Source organism: Streptomyces tsukubensis, assembly GCF_003932715.1.
GTDB lineage: Bacteria > Actinomycetota > Actinomycetes > Streptomycetales > Streptomycetaceae > Streptomyces > Streptomyces tsukubensis.
Genome location: NZ_CP020700.1, coordinates 7,070,104 through 7,090,126, shown reverse-complemented (window position 1 = coordinate 7,090,126; position 20,023 = coordinate 7,070,104). Strand labels below are relative to the sequence as shown.

The window sequence follows — 20,023 nt, the reverse complement described above, 5'->3', positions numbered from 1 at the left end:
TGCGCTGAATGCCCGGGAAGTGTGCGCTCGTTGCCAACGACCTGCGGGAGGCAGTAGGCCATGGTGACCGCACCGCTGCGGCTGCTTCAGGAGGGCGCCGGGCACGTCCGTACCGCCTCGGGGAACCTCTCCGCCGGGCGGCCACGAACGTGTCCGGCGCTCCGGATCCCGGATCAACCACCACGGCGACGACAGCGACAACCCGCGCTGGACCGTGGAGAACACGGCAACCGGAGCCGTACTGCGCAATGTCACGGCCCCGAGCGGTGAACTCGGCGCCCTCACCACGGGCTCCGGCAACACCGTGCTGACCCTCTCCGATCTGCACGGCGACATCACGGTCGCGCTCCCGCTGAGCGGGACGGCCGCGCCGGAGGTGCGGGAGTACGACGAATTCGGTACGGCCACGGCGGGCTCCGCCACCCGCTACGGCTGGCACGGCGCCCGACTGCGCTCCTCGGAGACCCCCACCGGCCAACTGCTGATGGGTGTACGGCTCTACCAGCCGTCCGCGGGCCGTTTCCTCCAGACGGATCCGGTCCTGTACGGCAGCGCGAACGCCTATGACTACGCGGACCAGAACCCGGTGACCAATACGGACACCACGGGGCTGTTCCGGATCAAGCTCTGCTGCAAGAAATGGCACGGCATCGGCGTACGCTTCGACAGGGACGCCACCCGGGCCCTCTTGCTGCTCAGACCGGCCATCGGCGTCGTGCTCCACAACGTTCCCCCTCCCTTCAGCCGGATTCTCGCCGGCATGCTCTATCACGCCTCCCGAAACGCAGCACAGGCGATCAAGCAGAGGCGGTGCGCTTACGCCAGGGTCTACATCTGGGGAGTTGTCTCCTGGGGCAACACCCCCTGCTTCCGACCGAAGCCGCCCCCGACCACGGAAGGGCCGTCGTCCGGTGCCGCATCAGCCGGTGCCGGACGACGGCCGTCTCCACCGGTTACCCGGCGGCCTTCCCGGTCAGTAGACCGTCGCGCCGTAGGTGGCGAGCGCCTCCCCGAGCGGCTGGAAGAAGGTGACCCCGCCCGTGGCGCAGGAGCCGCTGCCGACCGAGGCCATGCCCAGACCGGTGGTCCCGGCGAACAGCGGCCCTCCGCTGTCGCCCGCGGCCGAACAGATATTGGTCCTGATCAGACCGTGGACGGAACCCCCGGCAAGGCTCACCGTCCAGTTCAGACCGGTGACCTGCCCGCAGCCCCGGCCGCTGGTGCTGCCGCTGAAGCAGACCGGCTGGCCGAGCGCCGGATCGCCCGCGGTGGTGATGTCCTGGACGGTGCCGTTGTGGAGATTGACGCTGCCCAGGGCGTCCTGCGGAGGCTGGAGATAGCGGATGAGCCCGAAGTCGTTGCCCGGATAGTCCACACGGACGACCTGGCCGAGCGGCGGCTCGGGCGGAGGCCAGGGCACCCGCCGTTCGTAGATGTACTGGACGCGGAGGATGCAGTGCCCGGCCGTGATCACGTACCAGCCGCTGCCGATACGGACATTGAACGCGAAGGTGCACGGCCCCAGACTGCTCCGGAACCCGTCCCCGCCGAGCGGGCCGCGCTCGGCCAGCCGGCCCGGGGCGCGCTCCACCCGCAGAGCGTCCGCGAGCGGCCCGGCGGCACTCCGGAGCTGCGCCAGCTGAGCCGCCCGTACGGTGTCGTCCGCCAGCACCTGCACCACGCCGGCCTTCCGGTCGACCGCCCAGGCGATGCCGGTGACCCCGGACCCGTCCAGGGCCCTGCCCGCCGAGGTCAGCTGGGCGGTGCTGAACACGGTCGGGGAGCCGTCGCGGGCCACGGCCTCAGGACCGAAGAGGACCGTCCCGGCCAACAGCCCCGTCACCGCGGCGAACAGCCGCCACCGTCCGGGTCTCCGTCTGCGGGGATGCGTGCGCTCATGTGCCATGAGGTTCTCCAGCCGTGAGGACGAGAAGCATCAGGAAGTACTGAGCGATCAGAACGCGGAGTTCGCAACGTGCTGAGGGGCGTGGCGCGGCACAGGGGCACGCGCCGGTACGAGGACGCCGAACCGCGTTCCCGTACGGGACCCACCGTCCCATGAGCGGACCGGTGTCAATAGCTCTCTTCCGGCCATGGCACCGGCCCGGTCTCCGAGAGCCGCGGCCGGGAGACCGGGGGCCGGGACGGGGAACGGTGCGGAGGCCGAGCCTCGTACGGACTCCACCGGCACCGGTGGGTGATCCGGCCCCTTCGAGGTTCTAAGGTGGCCGAACGCACCGGCACCGGGGGACCACATGGGATCGGCCGACGGCACCGGCGAGCCTCTGTCCGCACTCGCCGCCGCGCTGAGAGCTTTGCGCGCCGAGCGGGGCTCGCCGCCGCCGCGGGCCGTCCTGCGCGCAGCGCACCGGCACGGGCTCCACACCCTCACCCCGAACGTTCTCGACAACGCCTTCACCGGGCGGCGGGCCCTGGACGCCGAACTCGTCGTCGACCTGGTCCGGGCCCTGATGCTCCACGGCGGCGGGCACCGGGAACTGCTGCCCGCCGACGATCCCGCGCTCCGGCCGTGGCGCGCCGCCTGCCGGACCCTCCCCGCGTCGAAGGCCGCCGCCGTCGGTTCCGTACGGGAACCCCATTGGTACGCCCTGTCGTTCGGAAGGCACTCCGGGGCCGTCGGCTCCCTCGCCTTCACACCGTCCGGCTCCCTGCTTGCGACCGCCGGCTGGGACCCGGTCGTACGCCTCTGGGATCCCGGCACCGGACGGGCCGTCACACCCCCGCTCCAGGGGCATACGGGTCCGGTATCCGCCCTCGCCTTCGCCCCGTCGGGCTCCCTGCTCGTCAGCGCCGGATGGGACCCTACGGTGCGGTTCTGGGATCCCGTGTCCGGGGAGCCCGCGGGCTCCCCTCTGACGGGCCATGACGGCAGGGTGCGGTGCCTGGCGTACTCGCGCGACGGCCGGATGCTGGTGACGGGGGGCAACGACGGAACCGTCCGTCGCTGGAACGTCTCGACCCGCCGTCCGGTCGGTGCACCGCTGCCGGGTCATACCGGCCCTGTCACCCGGCTTCTCTTCTCCCGCGACGGCCGTGCCCTCGCCACCACCGGGGAGGACCGGACCGTACGGCTCCACCACCCCGTCACCGGACAGCCGCTCACGGGCCCGATACCGGCTGATGCGGCGGGCCCGGACGCGCTGGCGTTCTCGCACGACGGCCGGATGCTGGTGACCGGGGGCCGCGACGGCACGGTGCGCCGCTGGAGCACCGGCACCGGCCGGCCCGTGGGCAAGCCGCTGACCGGTCATACCGGCCCCGTCACCCAGGCAGTGGTCTCCCCCGACGGCCGGACCCTCGCCACCACCGGACACGACGGGACCGTACTGCTCCGGAACCCGGCCACCGGACGGCCGGCCGCAGGTCCGCTGACCGGCCACACCGGGCCCGTCGGCCACGCCGTGTTCACCCCGGACGGGCGGCTGCTGGTGACCGCCGGCACCACGGACCGCACGGTACGGGTGTGGCACACGGCAACCGGTGCGGCCCTCGGCGAGCCGTTGACGCACTGTACGGCCCCCGTCGTCTCCCTCCTCTGCTCCCCCGGCAGCACCCTGCTGGCCGCGGGGAACCGGGACGGGACCGTCGGAGTGCACTTCCTGCCCCCGGACCTCCCCTGAACCCGCCGCGTGCGCCGGGGGTGCGGCGTCGGCTCCGAGGGCGATGCCGGTGTGGGCGGCTCGGTCGACGAGGTGTTCGCGGCAGCCGCGGCCTGCTGTTCACAGCTTGAGGTACAGGGCAAGGGCGACCCAGGCGGCCACGGCGAGCGTCAGGGCGGGGATGAGGTCCGGGCGCAGGACGGCGATGATTCCGGCCAGGGCAGCCCCCAGGAGGGCAATCGCTGTGCGGTCTCGGTCGGCGGGCATGTCTCTCCTTCGGGAGGGTCCGTCGCCCTGGTCGCGCGACGGTGACGGTCGCGGAGCGCCGGGAGTTGTCCCGGCTTTCGCGTCCGTCACCCCCTACACGTTCGGGAGGGCCCGGATCCGGATGCGCGTGCGCCGGTTTGTCCGGTCGGGGTTCGGTGCGGCGCGGGACCGAGCCCCGAAGACGGTCCGGTCGCTGTGCCCGGCGGCGGAAGAACATCTTGAGAAAGTCCGGCGCAGGCATCCGGATCCGGGGCGTCGGGACGTCTTAGGGGGTGAAGGCGTGTCCTTCAACCGCTGAAGTTCTCCGGAAGGGAGGCTGAGCCGATGGCTTGGCCCGCGATGGCAGGAGACGGGAGCACTGGTCCCCCGTCCTGTCCACTGGGCGCCCGATCCACGGCGTCCTTCCCCTCGTCGAGGGGAGGGGCACGTGACTGAAGAAATGTGCCCCGACCTGCACAACAGCGACCCACAGAGTCGCTTTGCGAAACTGAGACAACCTCTGCTTCGCGCAGCGTATGCGCAGAGCAGCGGCGACCGTCATCTGGCGGAGGACGCCGTCCAGACCACGATGGAGAAGGTGTTCAAGAAGTTCTTCCCCGAGTTGGCGCATGTCAGCCCGGACCGGCTTGAGGCCTACAGCCGAACGGTCCTCAGAAGAGTCCTTATTGATGAATATCGCAAGAATTCCAAGGTGGCCCTGATCCCGGTCTCTCCGGAAGCCCTTCCTGATGGCATCTCATCCATAGGACTTCCGGAGGAGGCTTATAAGGAATTTCGGGCAGGCATTGATGATGTTGTAGCGAAGCTGCCCGAGCGCCAGCGAGAAGTTGTTGAATCCTGCGTGCTCAAGGATGTGCATCCCTCGGTGGTCGCAGTGAACATGGGCGTTAGCGAGGAGACCGTAAAACGGTATCTGCGAGCAGCGCTCACACGTTTGGAGAAGGTTATGACGGCGTCGCCGGAGGAGGGGGTGTCAGCATGAGCATTTGGTTTTCCCTGAGGGAGCGTGACGCCCTCGCCAGGCTGGTCCTGCTGGAGCTCTTCCAGCAGGCTCTGTGCGACGACCGTCGGCTGGGAGAACTGTCGGACCGTGCGGGGGGGCGGCCTTCGGGCCGGCCCCCGGCCGGGGAAGCGTACCTCCTGATCCAGGACTCTTTCCCGACGTCCACGTTCAATCATTTCCGCGAACTTGCGGAACTCCTGAAGCGTTCGGACGACGAGGGTGTCTGCGCCGCCGAACAGCGACGTGCGGCAGAGCTGTGGGAACTTCTCAACGAGCAGTCCTATGCCAATTACTGGTGGCAGAGGGCCGCCGATTCGGGAGACGAGGACGCGAAGGACTACCTCGAAATCCTGAAGGCGGAGAATAAATTCAGCTCGGGAGCTGGACTTGTTTCTACCGAAGAACGCCTCGCGGACTGCGTGAAGGCGCTCAACTCTCAACGGCTCGGGCTTTCCCGTGGGGACCTCCCGCAGGTCACGAAGAGGGACGTCGAAATGATGTTCGCGGAGATCGAGAAGATTCTCACCAACCCGGACCAGGTAGCGGACGGGGGCCGACGGATCTAGCCGTGCGGGAAGAGGCATGCTTCGGACCGGGGCATCGAAGGAAGGTGCAGAAATGAACTGTTGAACCCGTGAGTCGAGTTCGAGTGACTTGCGGGAGGAGAACTTCAGCCAAGTGCGGCGGTCGCCACCTCGGGGGATGGGCGACCGCCGCGCTGCCGTCTGCGACCGCCACCGGGCACCGTGTCGGTGGGGCTGCTGGGGCTGCTGGGGTGCACGATGCGTACGCGGATGCCGACCCGTACGACCGCGGCGATGGGCGGTCATCGAAGCGAGGACGGCCCTTCCGGGTCAGACGGTGAACTCGTCGACGGGCAGCAGTACTCCGTCGAAGGTGGTCAGCACGGAAACATATCCGCAGTGCACATCCGTCGTGGGAAAGCTGGTGAGGCTCCAGGGCGCGTCGACCACTCCGGGGCCGCACGGCAGATGGCCCGCGCCGGACGGCATGGCTATCGGCATCAGCTGGAGAGCGCTGAAGCTGACCGGCACGGTGGTACCGGCCGGTTCGGTACAGGTGTAGATACCGCCGATGGTGAGAGTGCCGAAGATCGAAGGATGCACCGCGGGGTCGGCGTTCGCCCACTGCACATCCATCGACTTGCCCGACTGGGGCTGGGCGGCGGCACCGGGGGCGGTGACGCCCAGGGCGGTCAGTGCGGCGGTGGCGAGTGTCGCCGCCCAGCGTGATCTTAAGGTCAGGCTCATGACATTCTCCTGATGGGTGCGGGCCGGTTCGGCCCTACGGTCGAGGAAGTCCAGATCTACCCGTGCCCGGCAGTGGCCGACAGTCGCACGGCACGGCGCGCGGGGGCAGAGGCTCATGCGGAGCGCCTGGACCGCATGGTCCCCAACTGGTCCCCATCGCATCAACATCTGCCTGCCCACGGCGGGGACGCTGGACGTCACCAGGAACGATCATGAGGCGTCGTACGCCCCGTTCTCCCGGCGCCGGGAGCGTCTCCGGCCCGGCCGTGGGTCGGGCCGGAGACGTGACCCGAAGGGTCGGGAGCCGTAGGGCTCAGATGCGGACTTGTGCGCCGGTCCACTGCGCGGAGCCGGACGCGACATAGCCGCGGTGCTCCCAGCCGCCCCGGTTGTCACCGCCGCGGTTCAGGATGGTCCGCAGGCTGCCGTTGGCGCCGATGACGAGGTAGTCGGCCCTGTTGTCGGCGTTGTAGTCACCGAATCTGACCTGACTGCCGGTCCAGTGCGAGGAGCCGGAGGCGACGTAGCCGAGATTCTCCCAGCCGCCCCGGCCGTCACCACCACGATTCAGCAGGACACGCACACTCCCGTTCGCGTCGATGATCAGATAGTCGGCCCTGTTGTCGGCGTCGAAATCCGCGAATCTGACCTGGCTGCCGGTCCAGAGCGACGAGCCGGACGCGACGTAACCGAGACTCTCCCAGCCGCCCCGGCCGTCACCACCACGATTCAGCAGGACACGCACACTCCCGTTCGCAGCGACCACGAGATAGTCCGTGCGACCGTCCGCGTCGAAGTCCGCGAACCGGAGCTGGTCGGACGTCCACTGCGAGGACCCGGAGGCGACCTGTCCGAGGTCTTCCCAGCCACCCCGGCCGTCACCGCCGCGGTTCAACAGCACACGCACACTCCCGTTCGCAGCGACCACGAGATAGTCCGTGCGGCCGTCCGCGTCGAAGTCCGCGAATCTGACCTGGCCGCCGGTCCAGAGCGACGAGCCGGAGGCGACCTGTCCGAGGTCTTCCCAGCCACCCTGGCCATCGCCGCCGCGATTCAGCAGGACACGCACACTCCCATTCGCACCGACGACGAGATAGTCCGTGCGACCGTCCGCATCGAAGTCCACATCCCCGTCGCCGAGGCTGAGGGCAGCTCCCGGCGAGGGCGGCGCGACCGTGACGTTCTCGGTGATCCCGCCCCGTACCTCGGCCCTGGCCAGGGTCTCGGAGAAGGCCCGTGCCATCTTCTTGTAGCCGTTGTCGTTGGGATGGAGCCCGTCGGGGAGGTCGTGCGTCTTCAACGTCGGGATGTTCACCTGGAACACCTTGCGGCCCTGCGCCTGGCGCGCGGCGACCAGCCCCGGCAGCGCGCTGTTGAAGGCTTCCACCCGGGCGGACACTCCCGGGCGGTAGTTGGGCACGATGCCGGCGACGAGGATCGTCACATCGGGAGCTGCGGCCAGGATCCGGTCCATCAGGGCGCCCAGACGCGCGGGGGCGGTGGCGACCTCGTGGTTCCGGTTGATGTCGTTGCTGCCGAGGTGAAGCGTGACCACATTGGGCTTGGCCGCGTACAGCCACGATTCGACGTCCGCGGCGACCTGTTCGATCAGGAAGCCCGAATGGCCCTCGTGCTGCGAGTCGGGCCCGTTGCCGTGCGCGAGGGAGCCGACGAAGTCGAGAACGCCCGCACGCCCCTGAAGATGGTTCCGCAGGTAGTCCCGGTATCCGTTCCCGTGACTACTGCCCACACCTTGGGTGATGGAGTCACCGAGCGGCATCACCGTCAGCCGTGGGACCTGCCAGACCGGCTGGGTACCGCCCATACCCGGGGTGTCACCGTGGTACGTATAGGCGTTGAGGGCGTTGACGGTGGTCAGCGGGCTCGGGTCGCCGTCCTTGTACTGGTCGACGGCGAGGAAGTTGGGCTTCTTCCGGGCGGCGGGCATGCAGAAGCGTTCGGCCCGGTTCTGGAGCTTTCCGTTGTCGATGGTGTAGGTCGGGGACAGCGGAGCGTCACGGAAATGGTTCATCACGAAGAGACGGCGGAACTTCGGCTCCTCCTTGGTCAGGGGAATGTCGCTCCACCTGCTGAAGCACCGCCAGTTGGAGTTGCCCAGCCCGGCCCCCATGGACCAGTAGTTCTCCACGGTCCAGTCCTTGCCGGACATCACTCCGAAGGCTTCGCGAGACCCCGCATCGCCCTCCGACTTGTCGGAGAAGATGAGCAACCGCTTGTTGTCGTTGATCATCTCGGAGCGCCGGGGCCACCCCCTTTCGTCGACCTTTTCCGTACGGGGGTTGTAGACGAGGCTGCTGAGCGCGCTCTGGACGGACGGATGATCGAAGGCAGTCTTCATCTCGGCCGCGGTGACACGGTCCTCGATGAAAAGGGTGACGATCTCGTTCCGGCTCTCAGGTCTGTTGAGCCATTGGGTGATGTCCGCCAGAACGTTCTCCAGCGGCCGTATTTCGAGGGACGAGCAGGGCTTGTGGCAGACGCCGATCAGCCCGTGATGGTTGTGGACGTCGATCATCAGGCCGCGTACGCCGTGGTTGAGCTGCGTGACGATCGAATGCGGCTGAGCGGGGCCCATGACCCCCGGGATGTCCTCCGTGTTCTGGTAGGCGTTGTGCGTGGTGAGGAAGGTGAGCTGATCGAAGGTGGGGTCCGCGAGGTCCTCTCCGGTCAGCGGAGTCTTCGTCGGATTGACCGGCGTGACGTACCACTCGGTGGTCTCGTCGGTGACGGTGCTGAAGAAGGGCCACGCCACGTTGTCGTCGGTGGCCGGTCCGCTGGTGAGCCGTTCGGTGCCGCCTGGGCCGGTGAGCAGCGCGTACCTCTCGCCGCCGACGCTGTGGAGCCACCAGCCGCCCGTGGCGTCACCGCACCCGACGAGACGCGGCGAGGTGTTCGCCGCGCTTCGCCCGAGGCACTGCCCGCTCCGGCTCGTACTCCTGATCCAGTGCGAGCCGTCCGGCCGTGCGACGAACTCCCACTGCTGGTGGTCTTCGTCGCCCTTCGGGGGACGGGCGTCGACGTTGTTCTCGGCCGCCGAGAGGGCGAAGCCGTGCTTGACGTTCTGGATGTAGTAGGCGCCGGGCGGACCGCCCGGGGCCGCGGCGGCGGTGCCGGCGCCGGCGAGCAGCGCGCCCGCGCTCAGCAGCCCCGCGACGAGTGCCGCCACCAGCGTGTGCACCACCACGCGGAGGACCGGTTCCTGCCGTCCCGGGCGCAGCGGACGGCCCGGAGCCGTGGTCGTTCTGTCGGCGTGTCTCAAAGAAAACCCTTTCCTGCCGGATGCTTTCGGGCCTGAGGGCTTCTCATGCCCTCAGGAGAAAAGCACCGGAGGCTGCCTCTCGCCCGAACAATGGCGTGTTCCGAGCAGGTGCGACCGAAAGTCGCCGTTCTGCACGCCCGGGAGCGGTGGCTCACCGTCGGTCCCGGAGCTCCTTGTCCAGGAATCGGGTGATCGTGCCCATCACCTTCTGTGTGGTCCACTTCTTTCCTGCCTCGGGATCACCGAGGAAGGCCAGGTCGCCGTGGTCGGCCCCCTTGATGACATAGCGCGTGCCCGGCACGCGCTTCGCCTTGAGGGCGTCGAGCATGATCAGTGACTGGCTGGGCGAGATGATGCGGTCGCTGTCGCCGTGGAGCAGGGCGAAGGGTGCCGATGACGGGCTGAGGTAGGTGGCGGGGTTGGCCGCCCGGTTCGCGGCGCGGTCCGTCAGGACCGTCCTGTCCGAGTTCGGTCCGAAGACATAGGCGTTGATGGAGCTGTTGGGGGCCATGATCAGGGCCTTGGTCTCCGCGTCGAAGTCGTCGGCGGTCCTGGCAAGGTCATGGGTGCCGAACTGGTCGACCACGGCCTGGACGTCGCTGCTCCGGTCGAGGTGGTCGCCCTGCTCGAACTGTTCCCTGCCGTTGGTCGCGCCGGCCATGGCCGCCAGATAGCCGCCGGCCGACTGGCCCCAGACAGCCACCTTGTCGGTGCTGATGCCCAGAGTGTCGGCATGGGCCCGCAGATAGCGGATCGCCGACTTCACATCCGCGACGCCGTCCCGGTAGGTGGAGCCGGTCCTCGTGGTGCGGTACTCGATGCTCGCCACGGCGTAACCCTGCTCGGCCACAAAGGTGCGCTGGTTGAGGTTGTTCGTCTTGTCCGCCATCACGAATCCGCCGCCGGTGATGTAGACGACGAGGGGCTTCGGGCCCTTCGTCCGCGGGATCTGCAGATCCAGCTTCAGGTCGTGCCGCACGCCTGCGACGGTGGGCGACGCGTACACGATGTTCTGATGCATCGTCACCTGAACCGTCCCGCAATGGATCTGCGGACCGTCCGGAACGATGACCGTGCTGGATCGCGTACTGGTCGGCTTGACCGTCTTCGCGATCGGAACGCTGCCTCCGGGCGGCCCGCCGGGGGCGGTGGGGGACTTCGGGCATTCGGCCGTCTTCGTCACGGCCGCGATCTTCAGAGCCTCGGTGGAGGTCACGGGCCCGGCGGACGAGTACGCCGTCACCCCCAGGCCGAGAAGTGCGATTCCGGCGATCACGCCTAACCTGCGATATGCAGCCATAGCGGCCCCTCCAGTAAGTGGAGAAGGTATCTCCATTTAGCGACCGTAGCACCGCCGGGTCCGGAGTGCCAGCAACCCGCCGCCGAAGCAACGGCGTTGAAGGCGTCGTTCCGGGAACGCTGAGCCGCACCGGGCCGGGATCCACCACGGCGGGGCCGTCGCGAACCGCACCTGATCGGCGGGACTATCCTGTGCCGCATGACGGAGAGTTCCCGGCAGAGCGACCCGACAGAGGGCGGTCGCCCCCTGCGCCGAGACGCCGCCCTCAACCGCGAGCGCATCCTCCGCGCGGCACGCGAGGTCTTCGGCCAACAGGGGCTCGGGGTCACGCTCGACGGCGTGGCCCGCCACGCGGGAGTCGGCGTCGGGACCGTCTATCGGCGCTTCCCCACCAAGGAAGTCCTGATCCAGGCCCTGTTCGCCGAGGATGTCCGGATGCGCCAGGAAGCGGCCGACAGAGCCCTCGCCCACCCCGACCCCTGGCAGGGGCTGGTCGACTTCCTGGTGGAGATGGCGGCCGACCTCGCCGAGAACCGCGGCCTGTACGAAGTGCTCATGCTGGGCGCGCACACATCCGCCCCCATCGACTCGGCACGCGACGGCATGCTGCCCCTGCTCCAGGCCCTGATCCACCGGGCCCGGGAAAGCGGGGATCTCCGTCCCGAGGTGACTCCCGCCGACATCCCCGTCATCCAGCACATGGTGTACGCCGCCGCCCGGTTCACCCACGGCCAGCAGCCGGACACCTGGCGCCGCTACCTCGAAATCCTCCTCAACGGCCTTCGCCGGCGCCCCGACGATCCTCCATTGGTGACCCCGAGTCTCAGCGACGAGATGGTGGAACAGGCGATGGGCATCAGCAGGGCCGAGCAGGTGTCACCCGGACACCGCCCCTGACGCCCCCGAGCCGGGGGCTTCCGGCGGTCCGTGTCACTCGGGGCCGCCGCCGGGCCGCCCCGCCGGCTCGATCGTGCGCTTGCTGCCCGGTTCTCCACCGGGTGGGGCACTCGCGATGTCCTCGACACGACGCCGGTCGTCCGGGACCGGGCGGCGGAGGTCGGCGTCGGCACAGCCCGGGATCGCGGGTCCGGCGGCACCCTGTCCGGCCCGTCACCTGTTGGGTTCGTCCAGTCGGCCGGGCTCGGTGGCCGTGGCGGCGGCGTAGCGGCGGGCGAGTGCGGCGCAGGCTTCGTGGAGCGCCGGCGGGCCGATGACGTGCAGGTTCGCGTCAAATCGGCCAAGGCCTGCAGCAAGGGCGGCCCAGGACCAGGATCCCGTGATCACGCGGCACCGTGTGGGCCCGAGCGGTTCCACGATGCCGTCGGCGGTGTGGGGGAGGACTTCCGAGGCGGGGAGATCCAGGATGGCCTCGCCCTGGCAGGGCCAGGCGGCTTCAGTTCCGTCGGAGCCCCGGAACCGGCTGGTGACGAACGTGGAGACGTCCCCGCCGGGCAGCTCACGTACGGTGAAGCGCGGACCGGTCGGCGTGCGTAGGGTCATGCGGTCGGTGCGGAAAGTACGCCAGTCGTCGCGGTCGAGGTCCCAGGCCAGCAGGTACCAGTGGGTGCGCCGGGCCACGAGGTGATGGGGCTCCACGCAGCGTCGCTGTGGTGGGGCCTCCTGATGTGGTGTGTAGTCCAGGCGCAGTACTTCGCGGCGCTGGATCGCGGTGCTCACGGTGGTGAGCAGATCCAGGGCCCGGGCCGGTGGGGCGCCGGGATCAGGTGGGCGCACGGTGGTGACGTGGAGTGCGTCCATGCGCTGCCGCAGGCGCGGAGGGAGGACGTTCCGGATCGTCGCGAGCGCCCGGTCGGCGTCCTCCGCGATCGCGGGGTGGGCGGTGCTCTGCAGCGCGACGGCCAGAGCGATGACCTGCTCGTCGTCGAAGAGCAGCGGTGGCATCTGCGATCCGGGACGCAGACGGTATCCGCCGCCCGGGCCCTTGTCCGTGGCGACCGGGTAGCCCAGCGCGCGAAGACGGTCGATGTCACGGCGCACGGTGCGCACGGTGACCTCCAGTCGCTCGGCCAGGTCGTCTCCGCTCCACTCCGGTCGTGCCTGGAGCAGGGAGAGCAGGGCCAGGAGCCGCGAGGACGTTTTCTGCATGCCTCCATCATGCGCCAAGTACAGGACACAACCTGTCCTGTATGGGTGGCATGCTCCATCACAGATCCCAGAGAGGGGCATTTCGCCCGTCAACCGCATGCGTCTCATCCGGCGCATTCAAGGTAGGAGCAGACCATGTCCGTCACCACCACCACGCATCTGAACTTCCGCGGCTCGGCCCGTGAGGCGCTGGACTTCTACCAGTCCGTCTTCGGTGGGCACACCGTCGCGGTGACCTACAAGGACGCCGGCAACGTTCAGAACGAGAACGAGGCGGACTGGGTGATGTGGGGCCAGGTCCTCGCCGACAACGGCTTCCACGTCATGGCCTACGACGTGCCCTCGGCGATGCCGTACGAGCAGGGCGCCAACCCGTTCTTCGTGTCCGTGCGCGGCGAGGACGCGGACGAGATCACCACCCTGTGGCAGCGACTGGCCGACGGCTCGAACGTGCTGCGCCCGCTGGAGCCTGCGGCATGGGCCCCGCTGTACGGCATGCTGACCGACCGCTTCGGCGTGACCTGGGTCCTGGACGTCACCGCCCCCTACAACGGCTGACCACTCCGGGGCGGGCACCCGCAACGGGTGCCCGCCCCGCCCGTCTTCGCCATCAGCACGCCGACGGCAGTCGGCCCACTGGGAAGCGGACTCTGTCGTGCGCATACGCATGCGCCAGCTCGGCCGGACCGGCATCGAAGTCAGCGCCTACTGCCTGGGCGCCATGATGTTCGGCCCGAACGGCAACCCGGATCACAACGCATGCACCCGCATGGACGCCCCGAGCAGCAACGCCCGCATGCGCCGGGTCCCCGGGCACCCGACCGATCCCCGCAGGCTCGACGCCGTCGAGCAGCTGATCCCCCACGCCGAACAGGCCGGCCTGCAGCTCACCCACCTCATGCGCCGTACCGTCCACCTCGTCACCGCCACCGACGCGCTCACCTGGCGCGCCTGCTTCCCGGCATCGACACCGCCCATGTCGCTGAATCCACCTGAACCGCAGCATTCCTGCCTGCAGGTGCGCCACAGCTGAACGCCGGGCGGGGCCGTCACTCCCCCCAACCCGCGCCCGGGGTGGGAGCAACGTACGGCCGAGCCGGGTCGGGGACTGGCACGGCGGCCTGCGGAGGCTCCGGTTCCAGCACCTGGCCTCCGCCTATCGCAACACCCGTCCGAGGAAGCCGCGGAGGTAGCCGGCGACGACGTCCAGGTGGCTCTCCAGGAGGAAGTGGCCGCCGTTGATCAGGTGCACCTCCGCATCCTTGGCGTCGCGGGCGAAGGCGCGAGCGCCTTCCGGGCCGAAGATCTCGTCGTTGCGGCCCCAGACGGCCAGCACCGGGACCTCGCTGGTGCGCAGGAATTCGTGGAGCAGCGGGTAGAGCGGGCGGTTGTTCTGGTAGTCGCGGAACAGTGCGAGCTGGACCTCGTCGTTGCCTTCACGGGAGACGAGGGTGACGTCGTGCTCCCAGGTGTCCGGGCTGACCAGGCTGGGGTCGGGCACGCCGTGCAGGTACTGCCAGCGGATGGCGTCGAGGCTCAGCGCGGCGCGGACGGCGGGTTCGGTGTCGGGGCCGGGGTTCGCCCCGTAGACCCAGAGGTCGTTCCAGAACGACTCGACGAATCCGTCCTCGTAGCCGTTGCCGTTCTGGGTGACGACGGCGGAGATCCGTTCGGGGTGCTTGAGCGCGAGGCGCCATCCGATGGGGGCGCCGTAGTCCTGGACGTAGAGGGCGTAGCGGTCCAGGCCCAGTTGGTCGAGGAGCTGGGAGGTGATGTCGGCGAGGGCGTCGAAGGTGTAGGTGAACTCGTCTGCGAGAGGGGCGTCGGAGTGGCCGAAGCCGAGGTGGTCCGGCGCGATGACGCGGTAGTCGTCGGCCAGTAGCGGGATGAGTTCGCGGAACATGAACGAGCTGGTCGGGTAGCCGTGCAGCAGGACGATCGCGGGGGCGCCGGCGGGGCCGGCCTCGCGGTAGAAGATCTGATGGCCGCCGACGGTGGCGGTCCGGTGGTGCACCGAGCTCATATCTAACCCCTTTACATGCCTGATCTGGTTAGCCATTCGCCATGCAAGCACGGATGGGCTAACCTGTCAAGCAACTCAATCCGGTTAGAGAGGGGTGCTCGATGGATGCGCTGCTGGACCTGCTCAACAGCAGGCCACTCGTCGGCGGCGAGGAACGGGACGCACTCGGCGACCCGGCCGACGGCAGGCGCTGGGCGCGGGAGCACGGCGGTGACGGCAGCCTCGCGGAACTGGCACTGCTGCGCGAGGCGCGGGACGTCCTGCGGGACGTAGTGTGCGGAGAGAGCGCACCCGCCGCGCTGGGCCCGCTGCTCGAAGGGGTCCACCAGACCCCGGAGATCACTTCGGACGGCCTTCAGTGGACGGTCAGGACTCCCCCGCACGCCCGGCTGGCCGTCGAGACGGTTCTCGCCTGGGCCGCCACCGAGGAGCGGATGCCCGGCCGATTGCGCCCCTGCGCCAATACCGAGTGCCGGTTGTTCCTGCTCGACCGCAGCCGCGCCAACCGCGCCCGCTGGTGCTCGATGGCCGCCTGCGGCAACCGCGAGAAGGCGCGCCGCCACTATGAGCGCACCCGCTGACCCGAGCCCGGCGCGAGCGGAAACGGATCGTCCGGCTTGCCGTCAGGCCCGCTGACCAACGGTGCCGACCGCACACTGCGATGGTTCATCTCGGACGTCCGGGGGCACCCGCACCGGAGCGGCGGGCCTGACGGCCTTCGCCGTGACGCGGCAGCAACCGTCCCGCACCTCACCGGCCGAAAGGGCTGCGGCCCCACGCACGGCCTCGACCATGGACTGTGATCATCCACAGCTCAAGATCGACTTTCGAAGAAGGCCTAGAAGACGTCGCGCAGGGTTTTCAGGAGGCGGGCGATGTTCGCTTCGTCGCGGCGGTAGTAGGTCCACTTGCCCCGCCGGGTGGCGACCACCAGCCCCGCTTGCCGCAGCATCGTGAGGTACTGCGAGGTCGTTGGCTGACTCAGACCCGCACGCTGCTGGATATCGGTCACGCAGACGCCGATCTCGACGTCGTCGGGCTCCTGGCCGGGGAAACTCATCGGCTCCTTGAGCCACACCAGCATCTGGCGGCGGGCCGGATTGGACAGGGCCCGGAACACAGCCAGCAACTCCGCCTCCGAAAACACGGGCTCATCCTAGCCCAGTTACATATTGACGATTTGGAATATGTCAATCTATGGTGGCCGCATGTCGACTTCGATGCGTGTGATGGAACTCGTCCGCTTCGGTGGCGCGGACACCGCGTTCGCCGTCCGGGAGCGGCCCAGACCCACCCCCGGACCCGGCCAGGTGCTGGTGCGCGTGCTGGCCACGTCCGTGAACCCCCTCGACCTGCAGACCCGGCGCGGCGACTACCGCGACCAGGTAGCGCTGCCCGCGGTGATCGGCAACGACGTGTCCGGCGTCGTGGTCGAGACCGGCCCCGGAGCGGGCGACTTCCAGCCGGGCGACGAGGTCTGGTACCTGGCGCCGATCTTCGCCGGGCAGGGAACGTACGCCGAGTTTCACGTGGTCGACCAGGCCCTGGTCGCCCGCAAGCCCGCGCGGCTGTCGCACGTCGAGGCCGCCGGTCTCGCCCTCGTGGGCGTGACCGTGTGGGAGGCGCTGGTCGAACGCGCCGCGGTACGGGTCGGGGAACGGGTCCTGGTGCACGGCGGAGCGGGCGGGGTCGGCTCCGCCGCCGTCCAGCTCGCCGGCGCGCTCGGGGCCGAGGTGGTGACTACCGCACGGTCGAAGGATCACAAGTTCGTCACCGGACTGGGAGCCGACCACGCGATCGACTTCTCGACCGGTGACTACGTGCCGCGGGTCCGCGCGCTGGGCGGGGTGGACGTCGTACTGGACACGGTCGGCGGGGACACCCTCACCCGCAGCCCGGAGGTCCTCGCCGACCGAGGCCGCGTGGTGTCCATCGTGGACACCCCCGAACCGCAGAACCTGCTCGCCGCGTGGGGCGTCAACGCGACCTACCACTTCCTCTTCGTCAGCCCCGGCCGGGCCAAACTCGAAGCCCTCGGCCGCCTGGTCGACCAGGGCAGACTCCGGCCGGTGATCGGCACCGTGCTCCCGCTGGCCGACATTGCACAGGCCCACGCACTGCTGGAAGGCGGCTTCACCGGCGCAGGCCGCAAACGCCCCCGCGGCAAGATCGCCATCGCCGTGCACCCCGTCGACGAGCCACCGCACCGGACGACGTCTTCGTCTTGAGCGACCCAGCCGCTTCGGCCCGGGCCGGCTGCCGGTTGCCGGTGCGGCCGGGCTCCGCCTCGCGCACGAAACTCCCCATGGCCAGAGCCCGTCCCCATGCGGCCCGACCCGCCCCCCGAAGCCGTGGCGGCACCGGACGGATCGCGATCGCGGAGGTGCCCGATCCATCCGGCCTGCCGTCATCCCTTCACCCGGCCGTGGGGAGGCGAGTCCGGGTGGCACGCGCCCGAAGGGATCAGTCCAGGAGCGCGGTCGTCTCGACCTCGACGAGAACGTCCGGCTCGAAGAGGTACTCGACGCCAATGAGGGAGGCCGGAGGCATGGGAAGCCGGAGACCGATCTCGTCGGCGACGGCCTCCACGCCCGTCATGAAGTCACCGATCTTCTCCGGGCTCCACCGGGTCACGTAGAACGTCAGACGCAATACATCCGTGAACGACGCCCCCGCGCCCGCCAGCCCGATGGCGGTGTTGCGCAGCGCCTGGGCGACCTGCCCGGCCAGATCGCCGGGCGCGACCCGGGACCCGTCAGCCCGGCGGGCGACCTGGCCGCTGACGTGGACGTGCCTCGTCCCGGTGCCCACGGCAACGTGGTGGTACGGGGCCGGCTGCAGCATGCCTTCCGGGGTGAAGTGCTGAACGGTCATGGTGGCTCTCCTCCGAAGTAGGTATCTGTAAGCTACCTAGTAGCAGGAAGACACTTCAACGAGACCAGGTTTCGCCATGGATACCGACGACGAGTTCCGCATCGACGCCCCACACCGCGAACTGCTCGACCAGATCCTCGACAAGTGGTCGCTCAGCGTCCTCAACGAGCTCTGCGAACGCCCCTGCCGCTTCAACGAACTGCGCCGGGCCATCCCCCAGGTCACACAGAAGTCGCTGACCGCGACGCTCCGGCGACTCGAACGCAACGGCGTGATCGAGCGCGAAGTCGTCTCCACCCGCCCCGTGGCCGTCAGGTACCGGATCACCCCCCTCGGCAAGACCCTCCGGCACCCCGTCGACGTGCTGCTGGCCTGGGCCTCACAGAACATGCCCGCCATCGAACACGCCCGCAAAGGCTTCGACGTGCAGCAGGAAGGAGCCGGCCTCCCGTAAGACCGCCCCCTGGCAGGTCGATTTCCGGGCGATGCGGACCGCCGCCGAATGACGATCAGCCGTCACGCTGCGTACGCGGCCACAAGAAGTGGACCAGCACCGCAACTCACCGACAATGCCAGGCTTCGGTGGTCCTGGGTGGTGAGACATTCGCCGGGTGGTGATGGGGTCGGCGCCGAGATCCGCGCGAGAACGAGTCCGTCACCGGCCGGGCGGCGCGACGGCCGACGTGAGTCCGGCGCTGGTAAGGTCGGGGGCACGCTCGCAGACAACCGGGGCCCGTGCCGGACAAGGCACGGGCCCCGTCCCGTTCAGAGCACCGAAATGAGGAAGGACCCCATGAAGGCGAAGCAGCCGTCCTTCGGCCGCTCCGGACCGGGCAGGTCTGATCAGGAGAGGGCCCCGCAGGGCGAGCTCTCCGTGCCGGGGACGTCGGCCCCCGGGCTTCCGCCGGCCGTGTCCTTCGCGGAACTGGAACTGCCGGTCGAGCTGGTAAGGGTGCTGGCGGAGCTCGGAGTACGGGATCCCTTCCCGATCCAGGCGGCCATCCTGCCCAGTGCGCTGGCCGGCCGGGACGTCCTGGGCCGCGCGCGGACCGGATCGGGGAAGACCCTCGCCTTCGGGCTGGCGCTCCTCGCCCGTACGGCGGGCCGTCGCGCCGAACCGAAACGCCCTCTCGCGCTGGTCCTGGTGCCGACGAGGGAACTCGCGCAGCAGGTGAGCGAGGTGCTGGCGCCCTATGCGGAGGCGCTCGGACTACGGTCGGTGACCGTAGTCGGCGGGCTGGCGATCAACCGGCAGGCGGCGGCGCTCCGGGCGGGTGCCGAGGTCGTGGTGGCGACACCGGGACGGCTGGCCGATCTCGTTGCCCGGCGGGACTGCCACCTGGACCGGGTACGGATCGCGGTGCTGGACGAGGCGGACCAGATGTGCGACATGGGCTTCCTGCCGCAGGTCTCGCAGACCCTGGACCAGGTGCCCCCCGGCGGGCAGCGGATGCTGTTCTCGGCGACGCTCGACCGGAACGTGGATGAACTGGTCAGGCACTATCTGAGTGAGCCGGTGCTCGCCACGGTCGACCGGGCGGAGGGTTCGGTCGCGACGATGGAGCACCACGTGCTGAACGTCCATCCGGCCGACAAATACGCGACGGCCACCGAGATCGCGGCCCGGGACGGGCGGGTGCTGATGTTCCTGGACACCAAGCACGCTGTGGATCAGTTCACCCGCCATCTGCGGAGCAGCGGCATCAAGGCAGGTGCTCTGCACAGCGGGAAGTCGCAGCCGCAGCGAACGCACACGCTGGCCCAGTTCAAGGACGGCGCGATCACGGTGCTGGTGGCCACCAACGTCGCTGCCCGTGGCATCCACGTCGAGCACCTGGACCTCGTCGTCAACGTGGATCCGCCCTCCGAACCCAAGGACTACCTCCACCGCGGCGGGCGCACCGCGCGTGCCGGCGAGTCCGGCAGCGTGGTCACCCTGGTCACGCCCGGCCAGCGCCGGGACGTGAACCGGATGATGTCGGATGCCGGCATCCGGCCCACGGTCACCCAGGTTCGCTCCGGCGAGGAGCGGCTGACCACGATTACCGGCGCGAAGCGCCCGCCGGTGCAGGACCGGGCAAAGACCGGCAACGCGGCGTTCCGGGGTCTGGGCACCCATGCGGGCCGCCCGCCGAAGGAATCCCGGAAGGCCGCGGAGGCGCGCATGATGGCGGAGGCCCGCAAGGCCGGCCGTGTGCGCAAGGCCCGCTGACGGGCGGTGCGCGCCGCCGCGGTCAGCAGACACAAGGAGGCACCCACTGCCTCACGTCGAGTGGAGC

The 20,023-nt window shown here is 69.3% G+C and carries 18 protein-coding genes and 2 pseudogenes; 11 read left to right on the top strand and 9 right to left on the bottom strand.

The annotated features are described in order from the left end of the window. Positions 1–214: 214 nt before the first annotated feature. A pseudogene (locus tag B7R87_RS34450) lies at positions 215–601 on the top strand (RHS repeat-associated core domain-containing protein); the annotation flags it as partial. 372 nt (positions 602–973) lie between these two features. Here B7R87_RS34450 and B7R87_RS29560 read toward each other — a convergent pair. Beyond that, the gene (locus B7R87_RS29560) at positions 974–1,906 is read right to left on the bottom strand and encodes a S1 family peptidase (RefSeq protein ID WP_040913166.1); all 933 of its coding nucleotides are present in this window, start codon (positions 1,904–1,906) and stop codon (positions 974–976) included. A 349-nt stretch (positions 1,907–2,255) separates the two neighbouring features. On the opposite strand from B7R87_RS29560, the gene B7R87_RS29555 reads away from it, so the two are divergent. Beyond that, positions 2,256–3,641 (top strand): WD40 repeat domain-containing protein, encoded by a 1,386-nt coding sequence (locus B7R87_RS29555; RefSeq protein ID WP_006345346.1) that lies wholly within the window; start codon positions 2,256–2,258, stop codon positions 3,639–3,641. A 99-nt stretch (positions 3,642–3,740) separates the two neighbouring features. Here the strand turns inward: B7R87_RS29555 and B7R87_RS29550 are convergent, their stop codons facing one another. Beyond that, the gene (locus B7R87_RS29550; RefSeq protein ID WP_157997816.1) at positions 3,741–3,887 is read right to left on the bottom strand and encodes a hypothetical protein; all 147 of its coding nucleotides are present in this window, start codon (positions 3,885–3,887) and stop codon (positions 3,741–3,743) included. Positions 3,888–4,314: 427 nt separating this feature from the next. Here B7R87_RS29550 and B7R87_RS29545 point away from each other — a divergent pair, with 427 nt between their 5' ends. Both B7R87_RS29545 and B7R87_RS29540 read left to right on the top strand, forming a co-directional pair. After that, a complete protein-coding gene (locus B7R87_RS29545; protein WP_130584749.1) occupies positions 4,315–4,869 on the top strand; it encodes an RNA polymerase sigma factor in 555 nt (184 codons plus the stop codon). Beyond that, complete coding sequence (locus B7R87_RS29540; RefSeq protein WP_006345348.1) at positions 4,866–5,456, top strand: hypothetical protein; 591 nt, start codon at positions 4,866–4,868, stop codon at positions 5,454–5,456. Before B7R87_RS29545 ends, B7R87_RS29540 begins: the two co-directional genes overlap by 4 nt. Before the next feature lie 288 nt (positions 5,457–5,744). Here the strand turns inward: B7R87_RS29540 and B7R87_RS29535 are convergent, their stop codons facing one another. The 3 genes from B7R87_RS29535 to B7R87_RS29525 all read right to left on the bottom strand — a co-directional run bounded on the left by B7R87_RS29535 (position 5,745) and on the right by B7R87_RS29525 (position 10,717). Then, positions 5,745–6,161 (bottom strand): hypothetical protein, encoded by a 417-nt coding sequence (locus B7R87_RS29535; protein WP_006345349.1) that lies wholly within the window; start codon positions 6,159–6,161, stop codon positions 5,745–5,747. 313 nt (positions 6,162–6,474) lie between these two features. After that, positions 6,475–9,366, bottom strand: a complete 2,892-nt coding sequence (locus B7R87_RS29530; RefSeq protein WP_233168958.1) for an FG-GAP-like repeat-containing protein — start codon at positions 9,364–9,366, stop codon at positions 6,475–6,477. A gap of 226 nt (positions 9,367–9,592) precedes the next feature. Then, the gene (locus B7R87_RS29525) at positions 9,593–10,717 is read right to left on the bottom strand and encodes an alpha/beta hydrolase (protein WP_006345352.1); all 1,125 of its coding nucleotides are present in this window, start codon (positions 10,715–10,717) and stop codon (positions 9,593–9,595) included. A 222-nt stretch (positions 10,718–10,939) separates the two neighbouring features. Between B7R87_RS29525 and B7R87_RS29520 the strand changes: the two genes are divergently transcribed. Beyond that, on the top strand, positions 10,940–11,638 hold the full coding sequence (locus B7R87_RS29520) for a TetR/AcrR family transcriptional regulator (protein WP_006345353.1): 699 nt from the start codon (positions 10,940–10,942) through the stop codon (positions 11,636–11,638). Positions 11,639–11,851: 213 nt separating this feature from the next. On the opposite strand, the gene B7R87_RS29515 is transcribed toward B7R87_RS29520, so the two are convergent. Next, a complete protein-coding gene (locus tag B7R87_RS29515; RefSeq protein WP_006345354.1) occupies positions 11,852–12,847 on the bottom strand; it encodes a helix-turn-helix transcriptional regulator in 996 nt (331 codons plus the stop codon). Positions 12,848–12,982: 135 nt separating this feature from the next. Here B7R87_RS29515 and B7R87_RS29510 point away from each other — a divergent pair, with 135 nt between their 5' ends. Together B7R87_RS29510 and B7R87_RS34445 are read left to right on the top strand one after the other, a co-directional pair. Further along, positions 12,983–13,405, top strand: coding sequence for a VOC family protein (locus tag B7R87_RS29510; RefSeq protein ID WP_006345355.1), 423 nt, complete (start codon positions 12,983–12,985; stop codon positions 13,403–13,405). A gap of 109 nt (positions 13,406–13,514) precedes the next feature. Further along, positions 13,515–13,619 (top strand): annotated as a pseudogene (locus B7R87_RS34445) (aldo/keto reductase); the annotation flags it as partial. A 384-nt stretch (positions 13,620–14,003) separates the two neighbouring features. Here the strand turns inward: B7R87_RS34445 and B7R87_RS29500 are convergent. After that, positions 14,004–14,870 carry an alpha/beta fold hydrolase gene (locus tag B7R87_RS29500; protein WP_006345357.1) on the bottom strand — a complete coding sequence of 289 codons (867 nt, stop codon included), beginning with the start codon at positions 14,868–14,870 and terminating at the stop codon, positions 14,004–14,006. A gap of 101 nt (positions 14,871–14,971) precedes the next feature. On the opposite strand from B7R87_RS29500, the gene B7R87_RS29495 reads away from it, so the two are divergent. Further along, positions 14,972–15,451 (top strand): CGNR zinc finger domain-containing protein, encoded by a 480-nt coding sequence (locus B7R87_RS29495; RefSeq protein ID WP_006345358.1) that lies wholly within the window; start codon positions 14,972–14,974, stop codon positions 15,449–15,451. Between the two features lie 257 nt (positions 15,452–15,708). Here the strand turns inward: B7R87_RS29495 and B7R87_RS29490 are convergent, their stop codons facing one another. Beyond that, the gene (locus tag B7R87_RS29490) at positions 15,709–16,017 is read right to left on the bottom strand and encodes an ArsR/SmtB family transcription factor (RefSeq protein ID WP_006345359.1); all 309 of its coding nucleotides are present in this window, start codon (positions 16,015–16,017) and stop codon (positions 15,709–15,711) included. 61 nt (positions 16,018–16,078) lie between these two features. Here B7R87_RS29490 and B7R87_RS29485 point away from each other — a divergent pair, with 61 nt between their 5' ends. Then, on the top strand, positions 16,079–17,098 hold the full coding sequence (locus tag B7R87_RS29485) for a zinc-binding dehydrogenase (RefSeq protein ID WP_040913168.1): 1,020 nt from the start codon (positions 16,079–16,081) through the stop codon (positions 17,096–17,098). A gap of 235 nt (positions 17,099–17,333) precedes the next feature. Here B7R87_RS29485 and B7R87_RS29480 read toward each other — a convergent pair whose 3' ends face one another. Next, positions 17,334–17,744 carry a RidA family protein gene (locus B7R87_RS29480; RefSeq protein ID WP_006345361.1) on the bottom strand — a complete coding sequence of 137 codons (411 nt, stop codon included), beginning with the start codon at positions 17,742–17,744 and terminating at the stop codon, positions 17,334–17,336. A 76-nt stretch (positions 17,745–17,820) separates the two neighbouring features. Here B7R87_RS29480 and B7R87_RS29475 point away from each other — a divergent pair, with 76 nt between their 5' ends. Further along, positions 17,821–18,198 carry a winged helix-turn-helix transcriptional regulator gene (locus tag B7R87_RS29475; protein ID WP_006345362.1) on the top strand — a complete coding sequence of 126 codons (378 nt, stop codon included), beginning with the start codon at positions 17,821–17,823 and terminating at the stop codon, positions 18,196–18,198. Between the two features lie 339 nt (positions 18,199–18,537). Then, positions 18,538–19,956 carry a DEAD/DEAH box helicase gene (locus B7R87_RS29470; RefSeq protein ID WP_006345363.1) on the top strand — a complete coding sequence of 473 codons (1,419 nt, stop codon included), beginning with the start codon at positions 18,538–18,540 and terminating at the stop codon, positions 19,954–19,956. Positions 19,957–20,023 lie beyond the last annotated feature (67 nt).

What these genes read in the sequence shown, in the direction of transcription:
- B7R87_RS29560 (WP_040913166.1), bottom strand. Translation starts at nt 1,906, where the DNA reads ATGGCACATGAGCGCACGCATCCCCGCAGACGGAGACCCGGACGGTGG.
- B7R87_RS29555 (WP_006345346.1), top strand. Translation starts at nt 2,256, where the DNA reads ATGGGATCGGCCGACGGCACCGGCGAGCCTCTGTCCGCACTCGCCGCC.
- B7R87_RS29550 (WP_157997816.1), bottom strand. Translation starts at nt 3,887, where the DNA reads ATGCCCGCCGACCGAGACCGCACAGCGATTGCCCTCCTGGGGGCTGCC.
- B7R87_RS29540 (WP_006345348.1), top strand. Translation starts at nt 4,866, where the DNA reads ATGAGCATTTGGTTTTCCCTGAGGGAGCGTGACGCCCTCGCCAGGCTG.
- B7R87_RS29535 (WP_006345349.1), bottom strand. Translation starts at nt 6,161, where the DNA reads ATGAGCCTGACCTTAAGATCACGCTGGGCGGCGACACTCGCCACCGCC.
- B7R87_RS29520 (WP_006345353.1), top strand. Translation starts at nt 10,940, where the DNA reads ATGACGGAGAGTTCCCGGCAGAGCGACCCGACAGAGGGCGGTCGCCCC.
- B7R87_RS29515 (WP_006345354.1), bottom strand. Translation starts at nt 12,847, where the DNA reads ATGCAGAAAACGTCCTCGCGGCTCCTGGCCCTGCTCTCCCTGCTCCAG.
- B7R87_RS29510 (WP_006345355.1), top strand. Translation starts at nt 12,983, where the DNA reads ATGTCCGTCACCACCACCACGCATCTGAACTTCCGCGGCTCGGCCCGT.
- B7R87_RS29500 (WP_006345357.1), bottom strand. Translation starts at nt 14,870, where the DNA reads ATGAGCTCGGTGCACCACCGGACCGCCACCGTCGGCGGCCATCAGATC.
- B7R87_RS29495 (WP_006345358.1), top strand. Translation starts at nt 14,972, where the DNA reads ATGGATGCGCTGCTGGACCTGCTCAACAGCAGGCCACTCGTCGGCGGC.
- B7R87_RS29485 (WP_040913168.1), top strand. Translation starts at nt 16,079, where the DNA reads ATGTCGACTTCGATGCGTGTGATGGAACTCGTCCGCTTCGGTGGCGCG.
- B7R87_RS29480 (WP_006345361.1), bottom strand. Translation starts at nt 17,744, where the DNA reads ATGACCGTTCAGCACTTCACCCCGGAAGGCATGCTGCAGCCGGCCCCG.
- B7R87_RS29475 (WP_006345362.1), top strand. Translation starts at nt 17,821, where the DNA reads ATGGATACCGACGACGAGTTCCGCATCGACGCCCCACACCGCGAACTG.
- B7R87_RS29470 (WP_006345363.1), top strand. Translation starts at nt 18,538, where the DNA reads ATGAAGGCGAAGCAGCCGTCCTTCGGCCGCTCCGGACCGGGCAGGTCT.